Genomic DNA, 21601 nt, shown 5'->3' on the forward strand with positions numbered 1-21601 from the left:
GGGGGTCGCCGCGGGCCATCCGGCGGCGCCCCCGGTGGTCTAGGATCCGCCGCCGTGGCCCGGCAGACCGTCGACGAGATCGTGGAGGCCCTCGAGGCCGTCCGCAGCCCGGACGCCCCCGCCGGTCCGTACGTCCGCGTCCCGGCGCCCCGCTACACGTCGATGACCCACGACGTGCTCCGGCAGTCCCACGCCCACGACACGGTGGAGCGCCCCGACGCCTCCGCGACGTACCACCAGGCCGTCGCCGACCTCCACGTGTGGACCCGCAGCGGGCCGGACGGCGGGCCGTGGGTCGCCCTCGCGACCAGCGTCACCCGGCTGGCGGACCGCATCGTCGTCGACGCGGGCTTCCGCGTCCCGGCCGACTCCCCCGAGCACGCGGCCGAGCTGGCCCGCGACCCGGCGCGCGCACTCGCGACGCTCGTGACCCGGTTCGGCCTGTCGTACTACAGCGAGAAGAAGCGGGTGTTCGTCACGCCGCTCCACGTCGCGAGCCTGTCGGCGCCCCTCGAGGAGCTCGGGCCCGACCAGTTCGCCCGCGCCGTCGGCCTGGAGACGCCGCCCGACGGGACGGCCGTCGCCGTGAACGTCGCGGTGTCGCGGTCCCGTGACGGCATGACCCGGCTGGCGTGGCTGTTCGTGCTGGACCTGACGCGGTACGCCGCGGAGGCGCGGCCCCGCCGCCGCTGACGGGTCCGGCGGGCGCTCAGCCCGCCGCGAGGGCCATGGGGTCGTTGACGAAGGCGCCGTCGCGGACGCGCCCCAGGAGCTGCACCGGCCCGTCCGACCAGCGCCGCCCGCCGTCGGCGCGGAGGCCGGCGACGAGCTCCGGCGGCAGCCCGGTCACGACCATGGAGGCCCCGGCGCACGACGGCGGCCACGACTCGGCGACGGCGTCGCAGAGGCGGGCGGCGCCGCCGTCGTCCACGACGACGTGGGCGCGCACCGCGAGCAGCACGCCCCCCTCCGCCGCGCGGGCCTCCGCGACGCTCAGCCCGGCGTCGGCGAGCATGACGCCCGCGGCCGGGGGCGGGGGCGCCGCCGCCGACGGGGTGGCGGCCCCGTCGCCGTCGTCGCCGCATCCGGCGAGGGCCAGGGCACCCGCCGCCACCGCCACCGCCAGCGCCGTCCTCGTCCGCATCGCCCACCCCCGTGTCGTCGACCCCGTCGACCGTCTCCGCCGCCGGCGCCCGTGTCGTCACACCCCGCGTAGAGAGATGGCCACACGCCGTCGCGCCGGGGCGGGCGGCGTCGATGGGTCCCTGTGGGCACATCGACGGGGGACGGGGACATGACGGGGACCGCGGCACCGGAGACGATGGTCAGCCTGAGCCAGCCGGGGCGCGTCATCGACGTGCTCGCGCGATGCATGGCGGGACGCCGTGCGCCGGGGAGGTCGGGCTGGTCGGCCGCGAACCACCTCGCCGCGGACCTCGAGCGGCACTACGGCGTCCGCGCGACGGGGCCCACGATCGAGCGCGCCCTCCGGATCCTGCAGCGCCGGCGGCAGGTCACCGTCCGCGTCGATGACGCCGGCCGCGTCTGGTACCGGCGGGCCGAGTGACGGCGGTCAGCCCAGCGGGTCCGCGGGGGGCGCCGTCAGCCCGGGGACGTCGCCCTCGATCTCCACCTGGTCGGGGCGGTCGAAGACGGCGCGGAGGGTCACGAACGCGGCGCGCGGCTCGAGGACGTCGGCGAGGACGTCGGGTCCGTCGCGGCCGTCCTGGATGATCGCCCCCTCGCGCACGAGGTCGAGTGCGGCCATGCCGAGGGCGCTCGGGCGGGAGTCGATCCGCCCCGGCTCGAGCCAGCTGAGGGTGGCGGGCACACCCTTGTAGTCCCCGCGGAGCACGAAGGCCATGGGGGATGCTAGACCGGACCCCCCGCCGGAGGCCAGGGTCCCCGGCGCCCCCGCGACGTGGTCAGGCGTCGGCGGCGCGCGCCTCGCGTTCGGTGAGGTCCACCAGCTCGAAGGTCACGCAGGCCGGGCAGATGCCGGGGGCGTCCCGCAGGTCCCCGCACTCGGTGCAGTAGTGCTCGCGGTCCATGGTGGATCCCCCTTCGGCGGTGCGGGCCTCGACGGTCCGTGTCGACGAGACTATTGCCCCCGCCGGACGCCCGCACACCCCTCCCGCGGCCAGATCACGGCCGTCCGCGCGGGGGGTGACCGCGCGGCGGGTCCGTGGTCCCGCCCAGGATCAGGGCCGCGGCCTCGACGGGGACGTCGAGCTGGGGGCAGTGGCCGACGCCGTCCATGACGACCCAGTCGGCGTGGGGGAGCCAGTCGCGGCGCATCCGCTCCGCCGCGCCCGGCCAGGGGAGGAGGGCGTCCTCGGTCCCCCACACGATCCGCACGGGGCACGTGATGGCGGCCGCATCGACGCGGTACCCCTCCCGCCGGGCGACGTCGAGGAGCGGCGCGAGGCCGGTGCACGCGACGACGCCGAGGATCTGGTGGGCGAGCAGCTCGGCGGGGATGTGGGCGTACGCCACGGTGGTGGCCGCCGTCGCGCGCCGCCGGCCCTCCGGCGTCGCGACGAGGTCGCCGGCGCGGGGGGCGGCGTGTCGCAGCGCCTCCTGCGTCGCGGTGAACCCGTCGAGCATCCCCGCGACCCAGGGAGCCCCGGGGTCCCACCCGCCGGCGGGGGCGAGGGCGACGACCGACGTGGCACGCCCCCGCGCGGCGAGCTGCAGGGCGACGTACCCGCCGAGGGAGTTGCCGGCGATGTGGGCGCGGTCCATGCCGGCGGCGTCCATCGCCCGCTCGACGGCGTCCGCGAGCGTGGCGCCGGTCACCCGGTCCGGCAGGGGCGGTCCCCCGGCGTGCCCGGCGAGGGTCGGGGCGAGGACGTCGTGGTGCCGCTCGAGGGCGGGCAGCACCAGCTCCCAGGTGCGCCACGTGTCGGTGAACCCGTGCAGCAGCACCAGGGGGGTGCCGGCGCCGCCCCGGTGGGCGGGTGTGAAGGGCGTGACCACCCCGGCAGGGTACGCGTGCCCCGGTGGGTGGACCCGGCACGGGGGGCCGGGCCTAGGATGACCCCATGCCGTCCCGCCGCCCCCGCCCCCGGTGCCTCCTGCTCGCGCTCGCGCTGGTGGCCGGCCTCGTGCTGGCGGCCCCGGCCGCGGCGGCGCCCCCGGTCGTCTCGGGGGCCGACGGCGACCGGTGGAGCACCGCCCCGACGTACACGGTGACCGCGGGCACGCCCGTGGTCGCGCGCGCCCGCTTCCGCTGGTCGGCGACGAACGGGCAGGAGGGCGACTCCGACACCGTCCCGTTCACGATCACGCTGACGACCCCCTTCGCGGAGGGCCCGGCGTCGCTGACCGTGACGCAGCGGCCGCGGGGCCTCGGGTTGCCCGAGAGCACGACGCGCACGTTCGTGATCGACCGGACCCCTCCTGCCGCCGTCGCGCTGACGGTGCCGGCGAGCGCGCCCGCCGGCACGGAGGTCCCCGTGTCGTGGTCCGCCGGGGAGGCGGGGGCCCGGTACACGCTGCGGGTGCGGACCGCCTCCGGCGCGCCGGTGCAGGGGCCCGTCGAGACGACGGCGACGTCGGCGCGGGTCGTCCCCCTCGAGCCGGGCTCCTACGTCGTCGTCCTCGTGCAGACGGACGCGGCGGGCAACGCGGGGCCCGAGGCGACGGCGCCGCTCTCGGTGCGGGCGTCCGAGGTCCCCGCGTTCACCCCGCCGGTGGTGCCGGTGGCGCCGCCGACGGGCACGACGACCGCGACCCCCCGCCTGCCGTCGACGAACGCGGGGCGCCTCGCGCCGCGCCGCGCGTCGCGGCTGTCGACCCGCCGGCCGGTGCTGTCGTGGGCCCGCGGCCCGAGAGGCACCCGGCTCTACAACGTCCAGGTCTTCCGGGTCTACCCGGCGCAGACGACCGCGTCCGGCGGCCCGCGGCTGCGGAAGGTGAGCTCGAGCTTCCCGAAGGTGCGACGGATGCGGACGGCGGCCCTCGCGCGGGGCGCGTGCTACGTGTGGCGGGTGTGGCCGTACGGCCGGTCCGGGTTCACGGCGAAGCCGCTCGGCCTCAGCAACTTCTGCGTCGCCCCCGCCCGCCCGGGGTCGTAGGGCGATCGCCGCGGTCCCGATCCCGGACCTGCCGCCGGGCCTGGTGGCGGTGCTCGCCACCGTCGGGGCCGGGGGGCCGGTGGCGATCCCCGTCAGCGCGATCTGGCGGCGCGACGCGGGGTGCGTGCTCCTGGCGCTGGCGCGCCGCCGGGCGTCGGTGGACCGGCTGCGCGACGACCCGCGGGTCGCGCTCTCGCTGAACGGGCCGGGCTTCTCGGTGTGCGTCGAGGGCGACGCCCGCGTCGCCGCCGATCCGCTGCCCGGCGCCGACGCGATGGTCGCGTTCGCGGTCGACGTGCGGCACGCCTGGGACGCGCGTGGCCCGGCGACGGAGGTCGACGCCGGGATCCGCTGGCGGTGGACGGCCGACGACGCGGCCGACCGTCACGCCGGGGTGCTCGCCGCCCTGGAGGCGCTGGCCCGGGTCTGAGGCCGCCCGCACCTCAGGCGGCGCAGGTGCGGGCCTCCTGCAGGGCGTCGCGGCGCACGCCGAGCTGCCAGGCGCTGCCCCCGACGGCGACGGACCGCTCGAGGTGGGCGACGGCCTCGTCGCAGCGGCCGAGGTCGATGAGCGCGCGGCCGGTGTTGTAGCGGGCGTTCCCCTCGTAGGGCGCGCCGGTGCCGGCGAGGGCGCGGAGGGCCTCCTCGGCGAGGGCGAGGCCCGCCGCGCTGTCGCCGTCCTCGAGGGCCGCCGTCGACCGGTCGGTGAGGGCGACGGCCTCGTCGGCCGTCGGCACCGCCCCGCCGTCGGCGGGGGCGGCGGGCCCGGGGTCGGGCTCCGGCTCGGGGGCGGGGGCGGGGGCGGCGGGGACCTCGCGGGTCACGGTCTCGACGACGGTGCGGGGGGGTTCGGCGGGGGCGGCGCCCGTGACGGTGCGGGTCGTGGTGCGGGTGACGAGGGCGTCCGCGTCCCCGTCGTCGCCACCGCCGGCGACCATGACGCCCGCGGCGGTCGCGCCGGCGATGAGGACGAGGGCGACGGCGGTGCCGGCGAGTCCCCGGGACCGGCGCCGCCGGCGGCCCTCCTCGATCCCGGCGCCGAGGAGGGGCTGGACGGCGGTGGCCCCGTCGGACGCCGCGGCGTCCCGCAGGGCCGCCGCGAACGACCGGGCCCGCGGGTACCGATCGGCGGGGTCCTTGGCGAGGCCCCGGGCGAGGACGGCGTCGACGGCGGCGGGCAGGTCGGGGCGGCGCGCCGTCGCGAGCGGGACGGGCTCGCCGACGTGGGCGGTGAGCTCCGCGATGCCGGTGCGCCCCGCGTAGGGGCGCTCCCCGGTGAGCAGCTCGAACGCGACGGCGGCGAGGGAGTAGACGTCGCTGACCGCCGTGACGGGCTGCCCCTGCGCCTGCTCGGGGGAGGTGTAGCCCGAGCTGCCGAGGACGGTGCCGGTGGCCGTCAGGCCCGCCCCGGCGTCCTCGAGGAGGCGGGCGATGCCGAAGTCGGCGATCCGGATGGCGCCGTGCTCGTCGAGGAGCAGGTTCGCCGGCTTGACGTCGCGGTGGACGACCCCCGCGGCGTGGGCGGCGTCGAGGGCCTCCGCGGCCTGGGCGACCCAGTCGACCGCCTGGGCCGGCGTGGGCCGGCCGTGCGCGAGGCGCTCCTCGAGGTTGCCGCCGGGGACGTACTCCATGACGAGGTAGGGGGCGCCGTCGTGCTCACCGACGTCGTAGATGGTCGCGACGTGGGGGTGGTGGATGCGGGCGGCCGACATGGCCTCGCGGCGGAAGCGGGCGCGGAAGACCTCGTCGGCGGCGCCGTCGGCGGTCTGGACCTTCACGGCCACGGTCCGCCCGAGGCGGTCGTCGTGGGCGCGGTAGACGGCGCCCATCCCACCGGTCCCGATCCTGACGGGGTCCCGGTAGCGGGCGGGCAGGACGCCGCGGGGGCGGTCGTCGGTGGGTGGCTCGGAGGTCACGTGTGGGGGGCGGGGTGGGGGAGGACGCGGTGACCCGCCCCGGTCGACGTGCCCTCCGGGGCGCCGCCGGACACCTCCCCGGGGCTGCGGCGGGTGCGTTCGTGCAGCCCCAACGCCGGTTACGCACGTCGCCACGGGGGTATCCGTTGCTACCGCCGATCGCGTCGGCGGGACCGGACCAGAGGAAGGACGCCGCCGTGCGCATCGGCCTGATCGCCCCTGCGTGGATACCCATCCCGCCCCCCGCCTACGGGGGCATCGAGCATGTCGTCGCGCTCCTCGCGGGCGGCCTCGCCCGCGCCGGGCACGAGGTGGTGCTGGTCGCCCCTCCCGGCTCGCAGGTGGACGGCGTCAGGGTCGTCGAGACGACCGATGAGCTCCCGCCCCGGATCGGCCTCTCGTGGGAGGAGGCCATGCACCTCCTGCCCGCGATGGGGGAGTTCGAGGGCTGCGACGTCGTCATCGACCACTCCGGGCCGTTCGGCGCCCACCTGGCCGCACATGCCGGCCCGGCCGCGTTCCACGTCGTCCACTGCCCGCTCGGGCTATCGGAGCGGGTGGTGTACGAGGGCCTCGCCGCGGCGGCCCCGGAGCTGCGCTTCATCGCGATCAGCGAGGCGCAGCGCCGATGCGCCCCGGCCCTGGCGTTCGCGGGTGTGTGCCACAACGCCCTCGATCCGTCCGCCCTGCCGTTCTCGGACGTCCCGGGTGACCACCTGGTCTTCCTCGGCCGCATCGCCCCGGGGAAGGGGCCGGGCGCGGCGATCGAGATCGCCCGGCGCCTCGACATGCCGCTCCTGATCGCGGCGAAGTGCCGCGAGGACGAGGAGATGGAGTACTTCGACCGGGTCGTCGCGCCCCACGTCGACGACGACCGGGTCCGGTACCTCGGCGAGCTGACCGGCGACGAGAAGTTCGCCCTGCTCGCCGGCGCCGCGGCGCTGGTCTTCCCGATCGACTGGGAGGAGCCGTTCGGCATGGTGATGATCGAGGCGATGGCGTGCGGAACGCCCGTGCTCGCGACCCGGCGCGGCGCCGTCCCCGAGGTGGTGCTCGACGGTGAGACGGGCTTCGTCCGCGACGACGTCGACGGGCTCGTGGAGGCCGCGGCGTCCCTCGGCCGGATCGACCGCCGCCGGTGCCGGGCGCACGTCGAGGTGAGGTTCTCCGTCGAGCCCTTCATCCGGCGTTACGAGGAGGCGATCGGCACGGTGCATCACGCGGCCGTCCGCCACGCGGCCCACCGCTCCCTCCGTCCCCGGCCCCTACGGTCGCTCGACGCCGTCGACACCACCCGCGGGCTCGTCCGCCGCTGACGGGCGCGGCGGCGGCCACGGGAGGTCGTCGCCCGTCGTCCGGCGGCCCATGGTGGGGCGCGCCGCCAGCTCGACGGCGATACCGGCCGGCACCGACGCGAGGCGCGGTCCGCGGTGGGTCACGTCGACCGAGAGGACGCCGCCGGGGAACGTCATGCCGTGCACCTCGAGGGAGCGTAGGTTCGCCGGGAGGACGGGGTCGATGGTGATCCGGCCGTCGGGGATGTCGGGCTCGAGCCCGAGGAGCGTGGTCGCGAGAGCGAGGGGGACCCCCGCCGCCCACGCCTGCGGGCGGCAGGCGTTGGGGTACGGGATCGGCACGTCGCCGGGCTCGCGGCGGTGGCCCCCGAACAGCTCGGGCAGCCGCCCGTCGAACGCCGTCGCGGCGTCGATCAGAGCACCCGCGAGGTCCACGGCAGCGCCGTGGAGGCCGTAGCGGCGCAGCCCCTCGCAGGCGATCGCCGTGTCGTGGGGCCAAACCGACCCCGCGTGGTAGGAGATGGGGTTGAAGCCCGCCATGTCCGACGAGAGCGTGCGGAGCCCCCACCCGCTGCTGAGCGCGGCGCCGCGGATGTGCGCGGCGACGTGGGCCGCCTGGGCGGGCGTGGGGACGTCGCACCACAGCAGGTGCCCCATGTTCGACGTGGCGGCCGGCACCGGCCGCTTCCGGCCGTCGAGGGCCAGCGCGAAGAAGCCGGGCGTCCCGCCCTCGCCCGGGACCCAGTACCGCTCCCGGATCGCCGCCCGGGTGCGCGCGGCCTCGTCGAGGAGGTCGGAGGCGGCGGCGTCGTCGCCGACCCACGCCAGGGTCCGGGCGAGCTCGACGCGGGCGCGGTACGCGTAGCCCTGGACCTCCACCATCGCGATCGGCCCCTCCGCGAGCGACCCGTCGGGGAACTGGACGGCGTTCTCGGAGTCCTTCCACGCCTGGTTGCCGAGGGAGCGGGCGCCGAGCGGCGCGTACTCGAGCAGGCCGTCGCCGTCCGGGTCGCCGGGACCCCGCATCCACGCGAGCGCCCGCCGGGCCGCGGGCAGCAGCGGCTCCACGGACCCCCGGTCGAGGCCCCAGCGCCGCGCCTCCCCCAGCATCATGAGGAACAGGGGCGTCGCGTCGACGCTGCCGTAGTAGGGGCGCTCGCCCCCCGCCGTCCCGCTGCCGAGCCAGTCGCGGCGGGTGAGGCGCACCTCGTGGAGGATCTTCCCGGGCTGTTCGTCGTTCTCGGGGTCGTCGCGCACGCCCTGGCGGGCGGCCAACCCGTGGAGCGTGTCGCGCAGGCCGTGCAGGTCGAAGGCGCGCGCCTGGTGACCCGCGATGAGGCTGTCGCGGCCGAAGAGGGCGACGAACCAGGGGATGCCGGCGGCGATCAGGCGGCGGCCCGGGTCGAGGGCGTCGGGGATGGCGAGCGTCGCGCGGTCGGCCGCGCCGTGTCGGCACGCGCGTCCGAAAGCGGGCGGATCGCTGCGGACGCCGGCGCTCGCGGGGGGGGCGGGGTACCCGGCGGGCTCCTCCGCCAGTTCGTCCCGGCCCCCCGACGCGCGGACCCGCAGCCGGACGGTGCGGGTCTCGCCGCCCGTGAGCTCGACGTCCCAGGACGCGCGGCCGGCGTCGAGCCGGTCGGGCGGCGGATCGAACCGCACCCGGGTCTCGAGCGCCAGCGAAGGGTCGGCGAAGCGCAGGCCCTCCTCGGCCGGAGTCGGCGGCGGCGCCGTCCGGGCGAGGTCCCCGCCGAGGCGGAGGCGGCGGACCTCGAAGATGTCGGCGAAGTCGCAGTCGACGTCGATCATGAGCTCGAGGCGTGCCCGTCCCGCTCCCCAGAGCCGCAGCACGAAGCTCTCGTCCATCCCGTCGGGCGAGACGGTGCGGCGGCGCTCGATCTCGAGGGGCGCGTCGGGGCCGAGGCCCTCGACGTTGCAATACGAGTGGAACCGGGCCGTGGTCGGTGAGGACACCGCCGCCACCAGGTGCGTCGGCCGCCGCCCCGACACCCGGGTCTCGAGGCGGCTGAGGTGGCGGGTGTCGCGCACGAGGAGACCCGACGCCCCGTCTCCCATGGCCCCCGACGCGTCCGAGAGCGCGAAGCTCAGCCCGTTCACGAGCGTCACGGGGTCGGAGGAGACCGCCCCGCCCGCGGCCGGGCCCGTCCACGGCTCCGCCGGACCCGTCACCGGTCACCCCCCGGCCGCCGGGCGGACGAGGCGACCGGGTATCCCGCCGCGCACGTCACGGACAGCGTCATGGCCCGACCGTACCCGGGGCGGCGGCCGGATGCCCGGGCCGCCGGTTCCCCGGTCCCACGTGGAGGAGGACGCGGGACGGCGACGGGACCGCAGCGCAGACGGCCCGGCCCCGTCGCGGCGATCAGCACACGACGGTGAGGTGGACGGGCGCGTCCTCGCTGTTGGCGGGGTTCGAGGCCTGCCAGACCCGGACGGTGACGACCGCCGGGTCGGCGGGGTCGATGCCGACGGTCGGCACCCGGTCGAAGAGGACGGTGTCCCCGGGCGCGACGACGGCGATCGTGGCGGAGACGGCGCAGGCGACGACGCTGCGGTCGAACGCGACGCGGTAGCGCCCGAACGCCGTCCGGGCGGCGGCGGTCGCGCCGCGGCCGCGGGCGAGGGTCCCGTCGGGGGCGACGACCGCCCACCGCGGCTGCCGTTCGCGCAGGTCCGCGGAGAGGTCGGACGCCCGCCACCCGAGGGGCTTGGCGGGGGTTCGCGGCACGGGGCGGACCGGTCCGAGGAGCTTCAGGCTCTCGTTCGCCCGGCGCACGGCGGCCTGCGAGATCCGCTGGTTGACGGCGAGCTGCTGCGCCGACACCGTCACCGGCCGCGCCGCCTGACCGGACGCCTCGTCGGTGGCCTGCCCGGCGACCAGGACACCCCCGATCCCGAGCACCGCCCCCGCGCCCGCCGCCAGCCACACGCGGCCCACCCGTCCTGTCGTCGCCATCGCGCCCTCCCCGTTTCGCCGATGCGGACAGGGTCGACGGTATGTCGGCCGCCACCCCCGCGGCCACCGGGGCCCGGTGGTACCGGCGGTTCCGCGTCAGGCGCCGTCGAGCGTGGCGAGGAAGGCGGCGAACGCCCGGTCGGTGCGCGAGGTGTCGCCGGTGGCGTCGAGGTCCATGAGAAGGCCGCGGATCACGGCGAGCGCGACGGTCGCCATCTCGGGCCGGCCGATGCTGCGCATGCCGTCCTCGAGCGGCGCGAGCCAGTCGGTCGTCGCCGTCCGCCGGAACCCGGGCCAGAGCGGCTCCCCCGCGGAGTCGTGCAGCCGGCCGAACATCCTCAGGTACGGCGCGCCCTCCGGACCGGAGATCGCCGGCCACGCACGGGCCAGCGTCATGGGGTATGGCTCGCCGGGCCGCGGGCGGATGAGGTCGGTGAACGCCGCGACCTGGCGCCGGCGGGCCTCCCGGAGGATCTCCCGGAGCAGGCCGTCCCGGGTCTCGAAGTGGTAGATCAGCATCCGGGTCGAGGTGCCCGCGGCGGCCGCGAGCGGGGCGAGCCGGTCGGGGAGGCCGTGGGCGAGCGCGTGGTCGGTGCACGCGTGGAGGATCCGCTCCCGGATCTGCGGTTGGCGCTGCCGTCCCACAACTCGACTTTTTCACGTAACGACCGGTACGTCTAGCATCCCGTCCGACGGGTCGGTCACACCATGGGGGTCGGGGGATGAGGGTGGTCTTCGTGCACGGGGCGTGCGTCAGGGACGGGGAGTGGTGGTGGCATCGGACCGCCGCCCTCCTGGCGGAGCGGGGCGTCGCGAGCGTGGCGCCGGGCCTGCCGAGCTGCGGCGAGGCGGGTGGGCCGGTGGGGGCGGGCGGTCCGGGCCTCGACGAGGACGTCGCCGCGGTGCGCAGGGTGCTGACCGCCGGCGACGAGCCGACGGTCGTGGTCGCCCACAGCTACGGCGGCATCGTCACCGCCGAGGCGGCGGCGGGCGTCGACGCCGTGCGCCACCTGCTGCTGGTGTCGAGTTACCTCCCGGAGGTGGGGGAGGGCCTGTCCTCCTTCGGCGGTGAGGCACCCGCCCCGTTCCTCGACGTCGATCCGGAGGGCGGGACGTTCACCGTTCGGCCGGAGTCCGTGGCCGGGACGTTCCTCCAGGACTGCGACGCGGAGATCCAGCGCGGGGCCGTGGACCGGACGGCACGGCAGAGCCTGGCGGTCCTCGGGCAGCCGGTCCGGTCCGCGGCGTGGCACGACCTGCCCTCGACGTACCTCGTCTGCGCGGATGACCGGGGCACCCCGGCCCACCGCCAACGGGAGTTCGCGCGCCGCGCCGGCGCCGTCGTGGAGATCGACGCCGGCCACCACCCGTTCCTCTCCCGGCCCGCAGCCGTCCGGGACCTGATCCTGGGTCTCTGAACGAACGGGCCGACGCGCCGCCGGGACGCACGCCGGGACCGATGGGGACGGTGGGAGTCGAACCCACACGGGGGTTTCCCCCCAGCGGTGTTTGAGACCGCCGCGTCTACCGTTCCGCCACGTCCCCCGCGGCGAGTCTAGTGCGCGGCCCCCGGCGCCTCGACGCGCTTCTCGAACCAGTGGTGCGCGTAGGGCTCGTCGTTGAAGCGTGGCACCTCCGTCCAGCCGGCGGACCGGTAGAGCGCGATCGCCTCGGTGAGCGTCTCGTTGGTCTCGAGGCGGAGGACCCGCGCCCCGGCCTCCGCCGCCGCTGACTCGACCGCCGCCAGCAGGCGGCGTCCGATGCCGAGGCCTCTGGCGTCGCCGGCGACCCACATGCGCTTCACCTCCGCCGGCTCGTCGCCGTGGAGCTTCAGCGCGGCGCAGCCGAGGGGGCGCCCCGCCAGGGACGCGAGGACGAGGAGCCCCCGGGGCGGCCGGAGGTCGTCGTCGTGGGCGGGGAGGCTCGCCGCGGGGTCGAAGCCCCCGGGGAACCGGCCGTCGAGCTCCGCCGCGTACGCCGCGACGCACGCGCGGGCCCCGGGGTCGGCGGGGTCCGCCGGCCCGACGTCGACCATCCCGGCCCGCAGCAGGCGCTCCACCTCGGCCATCGCCGCGATCAGCCGCCGCCGCTGCGCGGGGGGGAGGGGCTCCAGCAGCGACGCCGCCTGCGCGTCGCTGCGCCCGTCGAGCAGGGCGCGCTCCCGTCGCCCCTCCGCCGTGAGGTGGGCCCGCCGGACGCGCCGGTCCGGCGTCCCCGGGCCGACGCGCACCAGCCCCTCGCGGGTGAGTGAGCGCAGCAGGCGGCTCAGGTACCCCGAGTCGAGCCCGAGGCCCGCGCGGAGGTCACGGACGTCGCGCCCGCCCTCGCCGATCTCCCACAGCACCCGCGACGCGCCCAGCGGCCGGTCGCGGGAGAGCGCGCGGTCGTCCAGCGCGCCGACCCGCTGCGTGACGGTCCGGGTGAACCGGCGGACCGTGTCGATCGCCGCGTCATCCATCGTCTGACCTTAGTCAGATGATGTCGGCGTCGTCCAGTGCCCGTTCGGCTCCGCGCGGCGCGACGACCGAGGGGTGCGGGAGCGACGGACCTACGCCTCCGGCCAGCTGACGGGGTCCCATGGCGCCCGTACGCTCCGCCCCGCCGCCCGCGCGTCCGGCGGGCCATCCGGGGCAGGGGGGACGGCATGGGCGTGGAGAACGGCAGCGGGGACCGGGTGGCCCGCGCCGGTCGGCGGCTCCCGCACGTCGTCGCGGTGGCGACGGCGCTCGTGCTCTCGGCCGTCGTGGTCCCGGCGGCGGGGGCCGTCACGCTGCGGGGGACGGTCAGCGACGTCATCGACGGCGACACCATCAGGGTCGTGTCGCGGGGGTTCGAGACGCCGGTCCGGCTGATCGGCGTCGACACCCCCGAGACCCGGCACCCGACGACGGGCGTCCAGTGCTTCGGACCCGAGGCCACGGCCCGCACCACCCGGCTGCTGCCCGAGGGGACGGCGGTGCGGCTCGTCACCGACCCGACCCAGGACGTGCGCGACCGCTACGGCCGCCTGCTCGCCTACGTCTACCGGGCGGGGCGCTCCGGCCCGACGGGCTCCGTCAACTTCTCCCTCGTCCGGAGCGGCCACGCCCGCGCCTACGTCCACGACGGCGTCCGCTTCCGGTACGCCGTGCCGTTCCTGCGGGCCCACAGCCGGGCGCGGACGGCGAAGCTCGGCCTCTGGGGCCCGCCGTGCCGCGGCCGGGTCGCGATGCCCGACGCCGCGCGGCCCGCATCCTCCGGCGACTGCGACCCGAACTACGCGGGCGCGTGCATCGCCCCCGGACCCCCCGACGTCGACTGCATCGCCATACCCGACCGGAACTTCCGCGTCATCGGAGTGGACGTCCACCGCCTCGACGTCGACGGGGACGGGATCGCCTGCGAGGAGTGAGGCCCCGTGGCCCCGGCTCCCGCCGGGACCACGGGTGGACGGTTCAGGAGGGGAGGGGCTCCAGGCGCACGAGCGGGATCGTCCGGTCGGTCTTCGCCTGATACTTCTCGTAGTCCGGCCAGATCTGCGCCATCTGGTCCCAGACCTCGGCGCGGTGGTCACCCTCGATCGTGGTCGCCCGGGCGGTCATGACGTCGGGGCCGACCTGGATCGTCACCTCCGGCCGGTCACGCAGGTTGAGGTACCAGGCGGGGTGCTCCGGGGTGCCGCCCTTCGACGCGACCACCACGTAGGCGTCGCCGTCGCGTCCGTAGATCAACGGCGTGCGGCGCAGGCGCCCGCTGCGCCGGCCCCGGGTCGTCAGAAGCAGGGTGGGGACCCCCCGCCACAGGTGGCCGTCCTCCCCGTCCGACTCCACGTACGACCGCAGGTGCTCCGCCACCCACCCGGTCTCGGGGTCGATGGGCTCCTCGTCGCTCATGGCGTGCTCCTCGCTGCGGGGTCCGGGCCGGCGGGGACGCCGGCCGGCGGCTACATGTCGTAGGGGTCCTCGCCCATCGTGGGGACCCGCCGGGCGAGCCCCTCCGCCTGGGCGACCTCGATCACCTTCGCCGCGACCGTCGGCGCGACGTTGCGGTTGAACACGCTCGGGATGATGTAGTCCTCGTTCAGCTCGTCGTCCGAGATGCAGGCCGCGATCGCCTCGGCGGCCGCGACCTTCATCCCCTCGGAGATCTGCGTCGCGCGGCACGCGAGGGCGCCCTTGAAGATGCCCGGGAACGCCAGGACGTTGTTGATCTGGTTCGGGTAGTCCGACCGCCCCGTCGCCATCACCCGGACGTAGGGGGCGGCGATCTCCGGCATGATCTCCGGCGTCGGGTTCGCCATCGCGAAGACGATCGGGTCCTTCGCCATCGTCTTCAGCTGCTCGACCGAGAACGTCCCCGGGCCGGACAGGCCGAGGAACAGGTTCGCGCCCCGGATGGCCTCCGTCATGCCGCCCCGGACACCCTCCGGGTTGGTGTTCTCGGCGTACCAGTCCTTCATGAAGTTCATGTTCTCGGTGCGGCCCTTGTAGATCGCGCCCTTCGAGTCGCAGCCGATGATGTTGGTGACGCCGGCGTTCATCAGGATCTTCGAGCACGCGACACCGGACGCGCCGACGCCCGAGACCACGACCTTCAGGTTCTCGATGCGCTCCCCCGTGATCTTCAGGGAGTTCAGGAGCGCCGCGAGCACCACGATGGCGGTGCCGTGCTGGTCGTCGTGGAAGACCGGGATGTCGAGGGTCTCCTTCAGGCGGTCCTCCACCTCGAAGCAGACCGGCGCCGCGATGTCCTCCAGGTTGATCCCGCCCCACGCCGGGGCGATCGCCGTGATCGTCCGGATCAGGACCTCGGGGTCCTTCGAGTCGATGCAGATGGGGTAGGAGTCGACGTCGCCGAACTCCTTGAAGAGCATCGACTTGCCCTCCATCACCGGCATGCCGGCGGCGGCGCCGATGTCGCCGAGGCCGAGGACCGCGGTGCCGTTCGTGATGACGGCGACCATGTTGCGCTTGAGGGTGAAGTCGAAGACCTTCGACCGGTCCTCCGCGATGGCCGCGCAGACGCGGGCGACGCCCGGCATGTAGGCCGTCGAGAGGTCGTCGCGGGTCTCGAGCGGCACCCGGGTCGTCATCTCGATCTTGCCGCCCTGGTGCATCCGGAACGTCCGGTCGAACGACGACAGCACCGTGACCCCGTCGAGGCTCCCGGCGGCGGCGACGATCGCGTCGGCGTGCTCCTGGTCGGAGGCGTTCACCACGATCTCGCGGATCACCGAGTTCACCCCGGTCCCCACGATGTCGATCGCCCCGATGTCCCCGCCGACCTCGCCGATCGCCGTGGTCAACGCGCCGAGGAGGGCCGTCTGCGCGGACTCCGTCTCGACGCGGATGGTGACGCTGTACTGGGCGCTCGGCGTGACGGCCAAGATGACTCCTCGGGAGGTGCGGGGCGGCCCCGGGATCGGGCGGGGCGCCAGCATATCGGGCGCCCCGGGTATCCTGGCCGGGATGCCGGACACCGCCGCCCCGCCCGTTACGGGCCCCCTGCTGCTGATCGACGGCAACAGCCTGGCCTACCGCGCCTTCCACGCCCTCCCCGACACCATCGCGACCGCCGAGGGCTTCCCCACCAACGCCCTCTACGGCCTCGCCGCGATGATGATGAAGATGCTCGCCGAGGAGCGGCCCGCCCGGGTCGTCGTCGCGTGGGACCCGAAGGGCAAGACCTTCCGGCACGAGCGCGAGCCGACGTACAAGGCGAACCGGTCGGCGACGCCCGACCTGCTGCGCGAGCAGCAGAAGCACTTCCGCCCCCTCATGGAGGCGTTCGGCTTCGTCAACACCGAGGTCCCGGGGTACGAGGCCGACGACGTGCTCGGCACGCTCGCCCGCCGCGGCGAGGAGCAGGGCATCCCCGTCGTGATCCTCACGGGCGACCGCGACGCCTTCCAGCTCGTGACCGACGGGGTCAGCGTCATGGCGACGGGCCGCGGGGTGACCGACACGACCCTCTACACCCCGGCCGCCGTCCTCGAGCGCTACGGCATCGGCCCCGAGCTGATGACCGACTTCCGCGGCATGGTCGGCGACCCGAGCGACAACCTGCCGGGCGTGCCGGGCATCGGGGAGAAGGGCGCCTCCCAGCTCCTGCAGAAGTACGGCAGCCTCGACGCCATCCTCGACCACGCCTCCGAGCAGACGCCGAAGCGCCGCGAGGCCCTGGAGATCCACGCCGAGAACGCCCGCAAGACGCGCGACCTGGCGGTCATCGACTGCGAGACCCCCGTCGAGCTGGAGCTCGACGACGTCCCGCCGCTCGACTTCGGGCCGGAGCGCATGGCCGCGCTGCGGGAGGTGTTCCAGCGGTTCGAGTTCGGCAGCCTCGAGCGCCGCCTCGGGGAGCTCGCCGACGGGGCCGAGCCCGTCGCCGCCCCCGCCGCCCACACCGTCGCCGTCACGGCCTCCGAGGCCTCGCCCGAGGACCTCGCCATGCGCTTCGCCGGCGCCGCCGGCCTCAGCCTCGCCCTCTCCGAGGACGCGTGGGCCGTCGCGGGGGAGGGGCCGGAGGTCGCCACCGGCCCCCTCGGGGAGGGCGTCGGCGCCGCGCTGGCCCGGTCCCTCGCGGGCGCCGCCGTCGCCTGCCACGACGCGAAGGCCGTGGTGCGGGACACCGGCGACGAGCTGCGCCCCGTCCACGACACGATGATCGCGGCCTACCTGCTGGAGCCGCGCCGCCGCGGCTACCCCCTGGAGGAGCTCGCCGCCGACGCCGGCATCGGCGTCGACGGCGAGCCGGACCCCGTCGTCCGCGACGCCGCCCTCGTCCGCGAGCTCACCGAGCGGCAGAGGGCCGGCCTCGCGCGGGAGGGCCTCGAGCCGCTCTACCACGAGATCGAGCTGCCGACGACGCGGGTTCTCGCGGCGATGGAGCGCGTCGGCGTGAAGCTCGACGTCCCCCGTCTCGGGGAGATCGCCGCCCGGGTGCGCGACCGCGCCGACGAGCTGCGCGACCGGATCTGGGAGCTCGCCGGCGGCGAGTTCGTCATCGAGTCCCCCAAGCAGCTCGGCCAGGTGCTGTTCGAGCGGCTCGAGCTGCCGACCTTCCGCAAGGGCAAGACCGGCTGGAGCACCGACCGCAAGGTGCTGAAGCTCCTCGAGGACAAGCACCCGATCGTCCCGCTGATCGGGCAGTACCGGGAGCTCACCAAGCTCGACAACACCTACCTGTCGGCGCTGCCCGACCAGGTCGACGAGAACGGGCGCCTGCACACCACGTTCAACCAGACCGTGGCCGAGACCGGCCGGCTCTCGTCGACGAACCCCAACCTGCAGAACATCCCGGTCCGCACGACCATCGGCCGCGAGATCCGGGGGGCGTTCACCACCGACCCCGGCTGGGTCCTGGTGAGCTGCGACTACAGCCAGGTGGAGCTGCGGATCCTGGCCCACTGCTCCGGCGAGCCCGCCCTCGCCGACGCGTTCCGGCGGGGCGAGGACGTCCACCGCGCCACCGCGGCGGAGGTGTTCGGCATGGCGCCCGCCGACGTCGACCGCCAGACGCGGGACCGGGCGAAGGCCGTCAACTTCGGCATCGTCTACGGCATCAGCGACTTCGGGCTCTCGGAGCAGCTGGGCATCCCCCGCGCCGACGCCCGCAACTACATCGACGCGTACCTGGCGCGGTACCCGCGGGTGCGCAGCTTCATCGACACCACCATCGCCGCCGCCGCCCAGGACGGCTTCGTCACGACGCTGCTGGGACGCCGCCGGCCGATCCCGGAGCTGACGGGCGCGACCGTCCAGCAGCGCCAGCTCGGCGAGCGGCTCGCCGTCAACACGGTCATCCAGGGGACGGCCGCCGACATCATCAAGGTGGCGATGGTCGCGGCGCACGACGCCCTCGCCGCGGAGGGCCTGGAGGCGCGGCTGATCCTCCAGATCCACGACGAGCTGCTGCTGGAGGCGCCCGCCGGGGAGGCGGTGCGCGCCGCCGCCGTCGTGCGCGCGGCGATGGTCGGGGCGTACCCGCTCGACCCGCCGCTGTCCGTGGACGTCGGCACCGGGGAGACGTGGCTCGACGCGAAGTCGTAGGGGAGGGGGAGGACCCCTACCGGGTCCTGCAGGTCGACCCCGCCGCGTGCCCCGAGGTCATCACCGCCGCGTTCACCGTCCTGCGGGAGATGGTGCTCGGCGACGACTCCGACGACGCGCCCCGCCGCCTCGCCGCGCTCAACGCGGCGCACCGCACCCTGACGGACCCCCTCCGGCGCGCGGCGCACGACGCGCGGGGCCACCACGTCGCCCAGGTCAACATCGCCCTGCCGCGCGAGCCGCTCGACTCGGATCTGCTCGCCGACTTCGTCGCCGCGCTCGACCCGGTCAACGCCGTGGCCGACGGCAGCCCCGGGTTCGTGTGGCGCCTCCAGACCGAGGAGGGCGACGCCACGGCCGTGCGGGCCTTCGGCGACGACCGGCTGATCGTGAACATGTCGGTGTGGGAGTCCGTCGAGGCCCTCCGCGCCTTCACCTACGGCGCCGACCACCTCGCGGTGCTGCGCCGCCGCCGGGAGTGGTTCGCGCGCCTCGGGCAGCCCGAGACGGTGCTGTGGTGGGTGCCGGCCGGCACGGTCCCCACCGTCGCCGACGCCGAGGAACGCCTCGCCACGCTCCGCGCGCACGGGCCGGCCCCGCGGGCGTTCACGCTCCGCGAGGCCTTCCCGCCGCCCGGCGACTGAGGGGGCTCAGGCGGCGGTGGCGGCCACGCCGCGCCGCGCCGTGCGGCCGGCGAGGCCGCCCGTCGCCATCAGGGTGCCGAGGGCGAGCCAGTAGCCGCCGGCCAGCAGGCCGCCGCCGAGCATCGAGAGCGGCAGCAGGGCGACCCACGACAGGGGCAGCGCGACGGCCAGGGGGCGGGCGACGGCGCGACCACGGAACAGTGCGACGGCGACGGCGACCCAGCCGCCGAGCCACATCAGGTTCGTCACGGGCGCGGCGACGACGAACCACGCCGGGTCGGCGCCGTTGACGTTCGAGACGGTGCACGTGATCGCCAGCCCGACGAGGCCCGCGGTCGCGACCCGAGATCCGCGCCGGCCGAGCACCCCGCCGCGGCGTCCCAGGGCCAGGGTGGCGGGGATCACCAGGACCAGCACCACGGCGAGCCCGGTCAGCACGATGTGGTCGATCGGCCGGTCCACCAGCTCCCGGTCGAGGTCCTGGCGGATGGCGTACGTCGCGCCGAGGGCGGCCATGACGGCGCCGGCGGCGATGGCGATGCGACCGGCGACGCGGTCGGCGACCAGGCGTCCGAGGATCGTGGGTGCGGGCATCGTGGGCTCCTCTCGGGGGGGGTTGCCGGCGCGGTGTGCGCCGTCCACCGGAGCATCCGGCGCGGGCCGGCCGTGGCGCGTCGGCCGGCGGTCGCGGCGCGGTGGCGCGCGGGCGCGTCCGCGGGCCGACCCCGGTCGTGCGCCACGTGCGCCCGCGGGAGGCTCCGCATGCGACCGTGGTATGACGCGGGCCGCCGGGCGGCGCACCTACGATGTCGCGCATGACGCTCGCCGAGGACATCGCCCGCCGCCTGCGGGTGCCCCGCCCGGTCGACATGCTGATCGCGGGGGGCCTCCTGCTCTGGGCGCTCGCCGAGGCGCTGTTCGTCAACGGCCCCGGCACGCTGCCGACCCGCGTCGCCTTCGCGTTCGCGGTGACCGTCCCGCTGCTGTGGCGGCGCCGGGCGCCGCTACCGGTGCTCGCCCTGGTCTGCGGCCTGCTCGCCCTGCGCGCCGCCACCGCCGACGTCGCCGAGTTCGGCACCGCCCCCTTCCCGAGCATGCTCGTCGCGACGTTCTCCGTGGGTGCGCACATGGGCGCCGTGTGGCTCGCCGCGCCGGCGGTGCTGCTGCCGTTCGCGACGATGCTCCTCGCCACGCGGACGGACTTCTGGAGCACCGACCCCCAGCCGGGCGACGTCGCGATCCTCTCGTTCTTCATCGTCGCGGCGTGGGCCGCCGGCCGCCTCGTGCGGCACCGGTCGGCGCAGGCCGACGCCGCCCGCGCCGAGAGCGGGCTCCTCGCCCGCGAAGCCGTCGCCGCCGAGCGCGCCCGGGTGGCCCGGGAGCTGCACGACGTCGTCGCCCACTCCGTGTCGATCATCGCGGTGCAGGCGGGCGCCGCCGAGTCGCTCGTGGGGCGCGACCCCGACCGCGCCCGGGAGCACATCGCCTCCGTCCGCCGCACCGCCGCGGAGGCCCTGATCGAGATGCGCCGGCTGCTCGGCGTGCTGCGGGAGGACGAGGCCGTCTACGCGCCGCAGCCGACGCTCGGCGACCTGGAGCGCCTGGTGGGGGAGGTGCGGGCCGCCGGCGTCCCCGTCGAGTTGGCGCGGGAGGGCGACGACGCCGAGCCCCTGCCGGCCGGCATCGACCTCGCCGCGTACCGGATCGTGCAGGAGGCGCTGACCAACGTCCGCCGCCACGCGGGGGCGGCCCCCACCCGCGTCGTGGTGCGGCGGGCGCCGGGCGTCGTCGACGTGGAGGTGGTGAACGCGACGCCGAGCGGGCCGGGGGAGGGGCCGGGTGGCGGTCACGGGCTCGTCGGCATGCGCGAGCGGGTGCGGCTGTACGGCGGATCCCTCGACGCGGGGCCGCGGGAGGACGGCGGCTTCGGGGTCCGCGCCCGCCTGCCCGTGGGGGAGGCCGCGTGATCCGGATCGTCGTCGCCGACGACCACGCGCTGATCCGCGGGGGCCTCGCGGGGATGCTCGGCGCCGAGGACGACATCGAGGTGGTGGGGGAGGCGCCCGACGGCGCCGCCGCCGTCGACCTCGTCGTGCGCGAGCGCCCCGACGTCGTCGTCATGGACATCCGGATGCCGGTGATGGACGGCATCGCCGCCACGCGCCGGCTCGGTGAGCACGGCCTGGCGGCCCGGGTCCTGGTGCTGACGACGTTCGACCTCGACGAGTACGTCTACGAGGCCCTCCGCGCCGGGGCCGGGGGCTTCCTCCTGAAGGACGCCTCGCCGGCGCGCCTGGCCGAGGCGGTCCGCACCGTCGCCGCCGGGGAGGCGCTGTTCGCCCCGTCCGTGACGCGGCGCCTGGTGGAGCGCTTCGTGCGCCGCGCGCCGGCGCCGTCGGGGCTGCCGGAGGCGTTCGCGGGACTCACCGCCCGGGAGGTCGAGGTGGCCCGCCTCATCGCCCGCGGCCTGTCGAACGGCGAGATCGCCGGCCGGCTGTTCCTGAGCGAGGCGACGGTCAAGACCCACGTCGGCCGGGTGATGTCGAAGCTCGGCGTGCGGGACCGGGTCGGGACCGTGATCGCGGCGTACGAGGCGGGGCTCGTCGAGCCGGGGACCGGGGACGTGGCCGGGGAGGGCGCGCCCGCCTGATTCTCCGCTATCC

Annotated in this window: 23 protein-coding genes and 1 tRNA gene; 11 read left to right on the forward strand and 13 right to left on the reverse strand. The window is 76.2% G+C overall.

Going from position 1 to position 21601, the window contains the following annotated elements:
- The first annotated feature begins 54 nt into the window (after positions 1–54).
- A complete protein-coding gene (locus IU369_RS09390) occupies positions 55–693 on the forward strand; it encodes a hypothetical protein (protein ID WP_217924311.1) in 639 nt (212 codons plus the stop codon).
- Positions 694–709: 16 nt separating this feature from the next.
- On the opposite strand, the gene IU369_RS09395 is transcribed toward IU369_RS09390, so the two are convergent.
- Entirely contained in the window at positions 710–1144 is a 435-nt protein-coding gene (locus tag IU369_RS09395; RefSeq protein WP_217924312.1) for a hypothetical protein, read from the reverse strand.
- A gap of 150 nt (positions 1145–1294) precedes the next feature.
- Between IU369_RS09395 and IU369_RS09400 the strand changes: the two genes are divergently transcribed.
- Complete coding sequence (locus IU369_RS09400) at positions 1295–1567, forward strand: hypothetical protein (RefSeq protein ID WP_217920719.1); 273 nt, start codon at positions 1295–1297, stop codon at positions 1565–1567.
- 6 nt (positions 1568–1573) lie between these two features.
- On the opposite strand, the gene IU369_RS09405 is transcribed toward IU369_RS09400, so the two are convergent.
- The 3 genes from IU369_RS09405 to IU369_RS09410 all read right to left on the reverse strand — a co-directional run bounded on the left by IU369_RS09405 (position 1574) and on the right by IU369_RS09410 (position 2979).
- A complete protein-coding gene (locus IU369_RS09405) occupies positions 1574–1864 on the reverse strand; it encodes a hypothetical protein (RefSeq protein ID WP_217920720.1) in 291 nt (96 codons plus the stop codon).
- A gap of 61 nt (positions 1865–1925) precedes the next feature.
- Positions 1926–2051 (reverse strand): hypothetical protein, encoded by a 126-nt coding sequence (locus tag IU369_RS23575; RefSeq protein ID WP_281426173.1) that lies wholly within the window; start codon positions 2049–2051, stop codon positions 1926–1928.
- A gap of 94 nt (positions 2052–2145) precedes the next feature.
- Entirely contained in the window at positions 2146–2979 is an 834-nt protein-coding gene (locus IU369_RS09410; RefSeq protein WP_217920721.1) for an alpha/beta fold hydrolase, read from the reverse strand.
- Between the two features lie 65 nt (positions 2980–3044).
- Here IU369_RS09410 and IU369_RS09415 point away from each other — a divergent pair, with 65 nt between their 5' ends.
- Both IU369_RS09415 and IU369_RS09420 read left to right on the forward strand, forming a co-directional pair.
- Positions 3045–4079, forward strand: a complete 1035-nt coding sequence (locus IU369_RS09415; RefSeq protein ID WP_217920722.1) for a hypothetical protein — start codon at positions 3045–3047, stop codon at positions 4077–4079.
- Between the two features lie 49 nt (positions 4080–4128).
- Positions 4129–4509: a pyridoxamine 5'-phosphate oxidase family protein gene (locus IU369_RS09420; protein ID WP_217920723.1), complete on the forward strand. Its 381-nt coding sequence runs from the start codon at positions 4129–4131 to the stop codon at positions 4507–4509.
- A gap of 13 nt (positions 4510–4522) precedes the next feature.
- Here IU369_RS09420 and IU369_RS09425 read toward each other — a convergent pair whose 3' ends face one another.
- The gene (locus IU369_RS09425; RefSeq protein WP_217920724.1) at positions 4523–5995 is read right to left on the reverse strand and encodes a serine/threonine-protein kinase; all 1473 of its coding nucleotides are present in this window, start codon (positions 5993–5995) and stop codon (positions 4523–4525) included.
- 197 nt (positions 5996–6192) lie between these two features.
- On the opposite strand from IU369_RS09425, the gene IU369_RS09430 reads away from it, so the two are divergent.
- Positions 6193–7311 carry a glycosyltransferase gene (locus IU369_RS09430; protein ID WP_217920725.1) on the forward strand — a complete coding sequence of 373 codons (1119 nt, stop codon included), beginning with the start codon at positions 6193–6195 and terminating at the stop codon, positions 7309–7311.
- Here the strand turns inward: IU369_RS09430 and IU369_RS09435 are convergent.
- The 3 genes from IU369_RS09435 to IU369_RS09445 all read right to left on the reverse strand — a co-directional run bounded on the left by IU369_RS09435 (position 7261) and on the right by IU369_RS09445 (position 10909).
- Positions 7261–9477 carry an amylo-alpha-1,6-glucosidase gene (locus IU369_RS09435; protein WP_217920726.1) on the reverse strand — a complete coding sequence of 739 codons (2217 nt, stop codon included), beginning with the start codon at positions 9475–9477 and terminating at the stop codon, positions 7261–7263. The two genes, IU369_RS09430 and IU369_RS09435, sit on opposite strands and share 51 nt — an antisense overlap.
- Positions 9478–9670: 193 nt before the next feature.
- Complete coding sequence (locus IU369_RS09440; RefSeq protein ID WP_217920727.1) at positions 9671–10264, reverse strand: hypothetical protein; 594 nt, start codon at positions 10262–10264, stop codon at positions 9671–9673.
- Positions 10265–10360: 96 nt separating this feature from the next.
- Positions 10361–10909 carry a TetR/AcrR family transcriptional regulator gene (locus IU369_RS09445; RefSeq protein ID WP_217920728.1) on the reverse strand — a complete coding sequence of 183 codons (549 nt, stop codon included), beginning with the start codon at positions 10907–10909 and terminating at the stop codon, positions 10361–10363.
- Positions 10910–10986: 77 nt separating this feature from the next.
- Here IU369_RS09445 and IU369_RS09450 point away from each other — a divergent pair, with 77 nt between their 5' ends.
- The gene (locus IU369_RS09450; RefSeq protein ID WP_217920729.1) at positions 10987–11682 is read left to right on the forward strand and encodes an alpha/beta hydrolase; all 696 of its coding nucleotides are present in this window, start codon (positions 10987–10989) and stop codon (positions 11680–11682) included.
- Positions 11683–11724: 42 nt separating this feature from the next.
- Here the strand turns inward: IU369_RS09450 and IU369_RS09455 are convergent.
- Positions 11725–11809: transfer RNA gene (locus IU369_RS09455), tRNA-Leu, on the reverse strand.
- A 10-nt stretch (positions 11810–11819) separates the two neighbouring features.
- Positions 11820–12722 carry a helix-turn-helix domain-containing GNAT family N-acetyltransferase gene (locus IU369_RS09460; protein WP_217920730.1) on the reverse strand — a complete coding sequence of 301 codons (903 nt, stop codon included), beginning with the start codon at positions 12720–12722 and terminating at the stop codon, positions 11820–11822.
- A 186-nt stretch (positions 12723–12908) separates the two neighbouring features.
- Here IU369_RS09460 and IU369_RS09465 point away from each other — a divergent pair, with 186 nt between their 5' ends.
- The gene (locus IU369_RS09465; RefSeq protein WP_217920731.1) at positions 12909–13655 is read left to right on the forward strand and encodes a thermonuclease family protein; all 747 of its coding nucleotides are present in this window, start codon (positions 12909–12911) and stop codon (positions 13653–13655) included.
- 43 nt (positions 13656–13698) lie between these two features.
- Here IU369_RS09465 and IU369_RS09470 read toward each other — a convergent pair whose 3' ends face one another.
- Together IU369_RS09470 and IU369_RS09475 are read right to left on the reverse strand one after the other, a co-directional pair.
- A complete protein-coding gene (locus IU369_RS09470; RefSeq protein WP_217920732.1) occupies positions 13699–14136 on the reverse strand; it encodes a nitroreductase family deazaflavin-dependent oxidoreductase in 438 nt (145 codons plus the stop codon).
- 50 nt (positions 14137–14186) lie between these two features.
- Positions 14187–15629, reverse strand: coding sequence for an NAD-dependent malic enzyme (locus tag IU369_RS09475; protein WP_246551232.1), 1443 nt, complete (start codon positions 15627–15629; stop codon positions 14187–14189).
- An 82-nt stretch (positions 15630–15711) separates the two neighbouring features.
- On the opposite strand from IU369_RS09475, the gene polA reads away from it, so the two are divergent.
- Together polA and IU369_RS23830 are read left to right on the forward strand one after the other, a co-directional pair.
- On the forward strand, positions 15712–18294 hold the full coding sequence (gene polA / locus IU369_RS09480) for a DNA polymerase I (protein WP_217920733.1): 2583 nt from the start codon (positions 15712–15714) through the stop codon (positions 18292–18294).
- Positions 18273–18938 (forward strand): DUF3291 domain-containing protein, encoded by a 666-nt coding sequence (locus IU369_RS23830; RefSeq protein WP_217920734.1) that lies wholly within the window; start codon positions 18273–18275, stop codon positions 18936–18938. The genes polA and IU369_RS23830 overlap by 22 nt, the downstream gene beginning before the upstream one ends.
- A 6-nt stretch (positions 18939–18944) precedes the next feature.
- Here IU369_RS23830 and IU369_RS09490 read toward each other — a convergent pair whose 3' ends face one another.
- Entirely contained in the window at positions 18945–19532 is a 588-nt protein-coding gene (locus IU369_RS09490) for a hypothetical protein (protein ID WP_217920735.1), read from the reverse strand.
- Between the two features lie 221 nt (positions 19533–19753).
- Between IU369_RS09490 and IU369_RS09495 the strand changes: the two genes are divergently transcribed.
- The gene (locus tag IU369_RS09495) at positions 19754–20905 is read left to right on the forward strand and encodes a sensor histidine kinase (protein WP_217920736.1); all 1152 of its coding nucleotides are present in this window, start codon (positions 19754–19756) and stop codon (positions 20903–20905) included.
- Positions 20902–21588 (forward strand): response regulator, encoded by a 687-nt coding sequence (locus IU369_RS09500; protein ID WP_217920737.1) that lies wholly within the window; start codon positions 20902–20904, stop codon positions 21586–21588. The genes IU369_RS09495 and IU369_RS09500 overlap by 4 nt, the downstream gene beginning before the upstream one ends.
- Positions 21589–21601: the final 13 nt, after the last annotated feature.

The sequence above is a fragment of the Miltoncostaea oceani genome, assembly GCF_018141545.1.
GTDB classification, from domain to species: domain Bacteria; phylum Actinomycetota; class Thermoleophilia; order Miltoncostaeales; family Miltoncostaeaceae; genus Miltoncostaea; species Miltoncostaea oceani.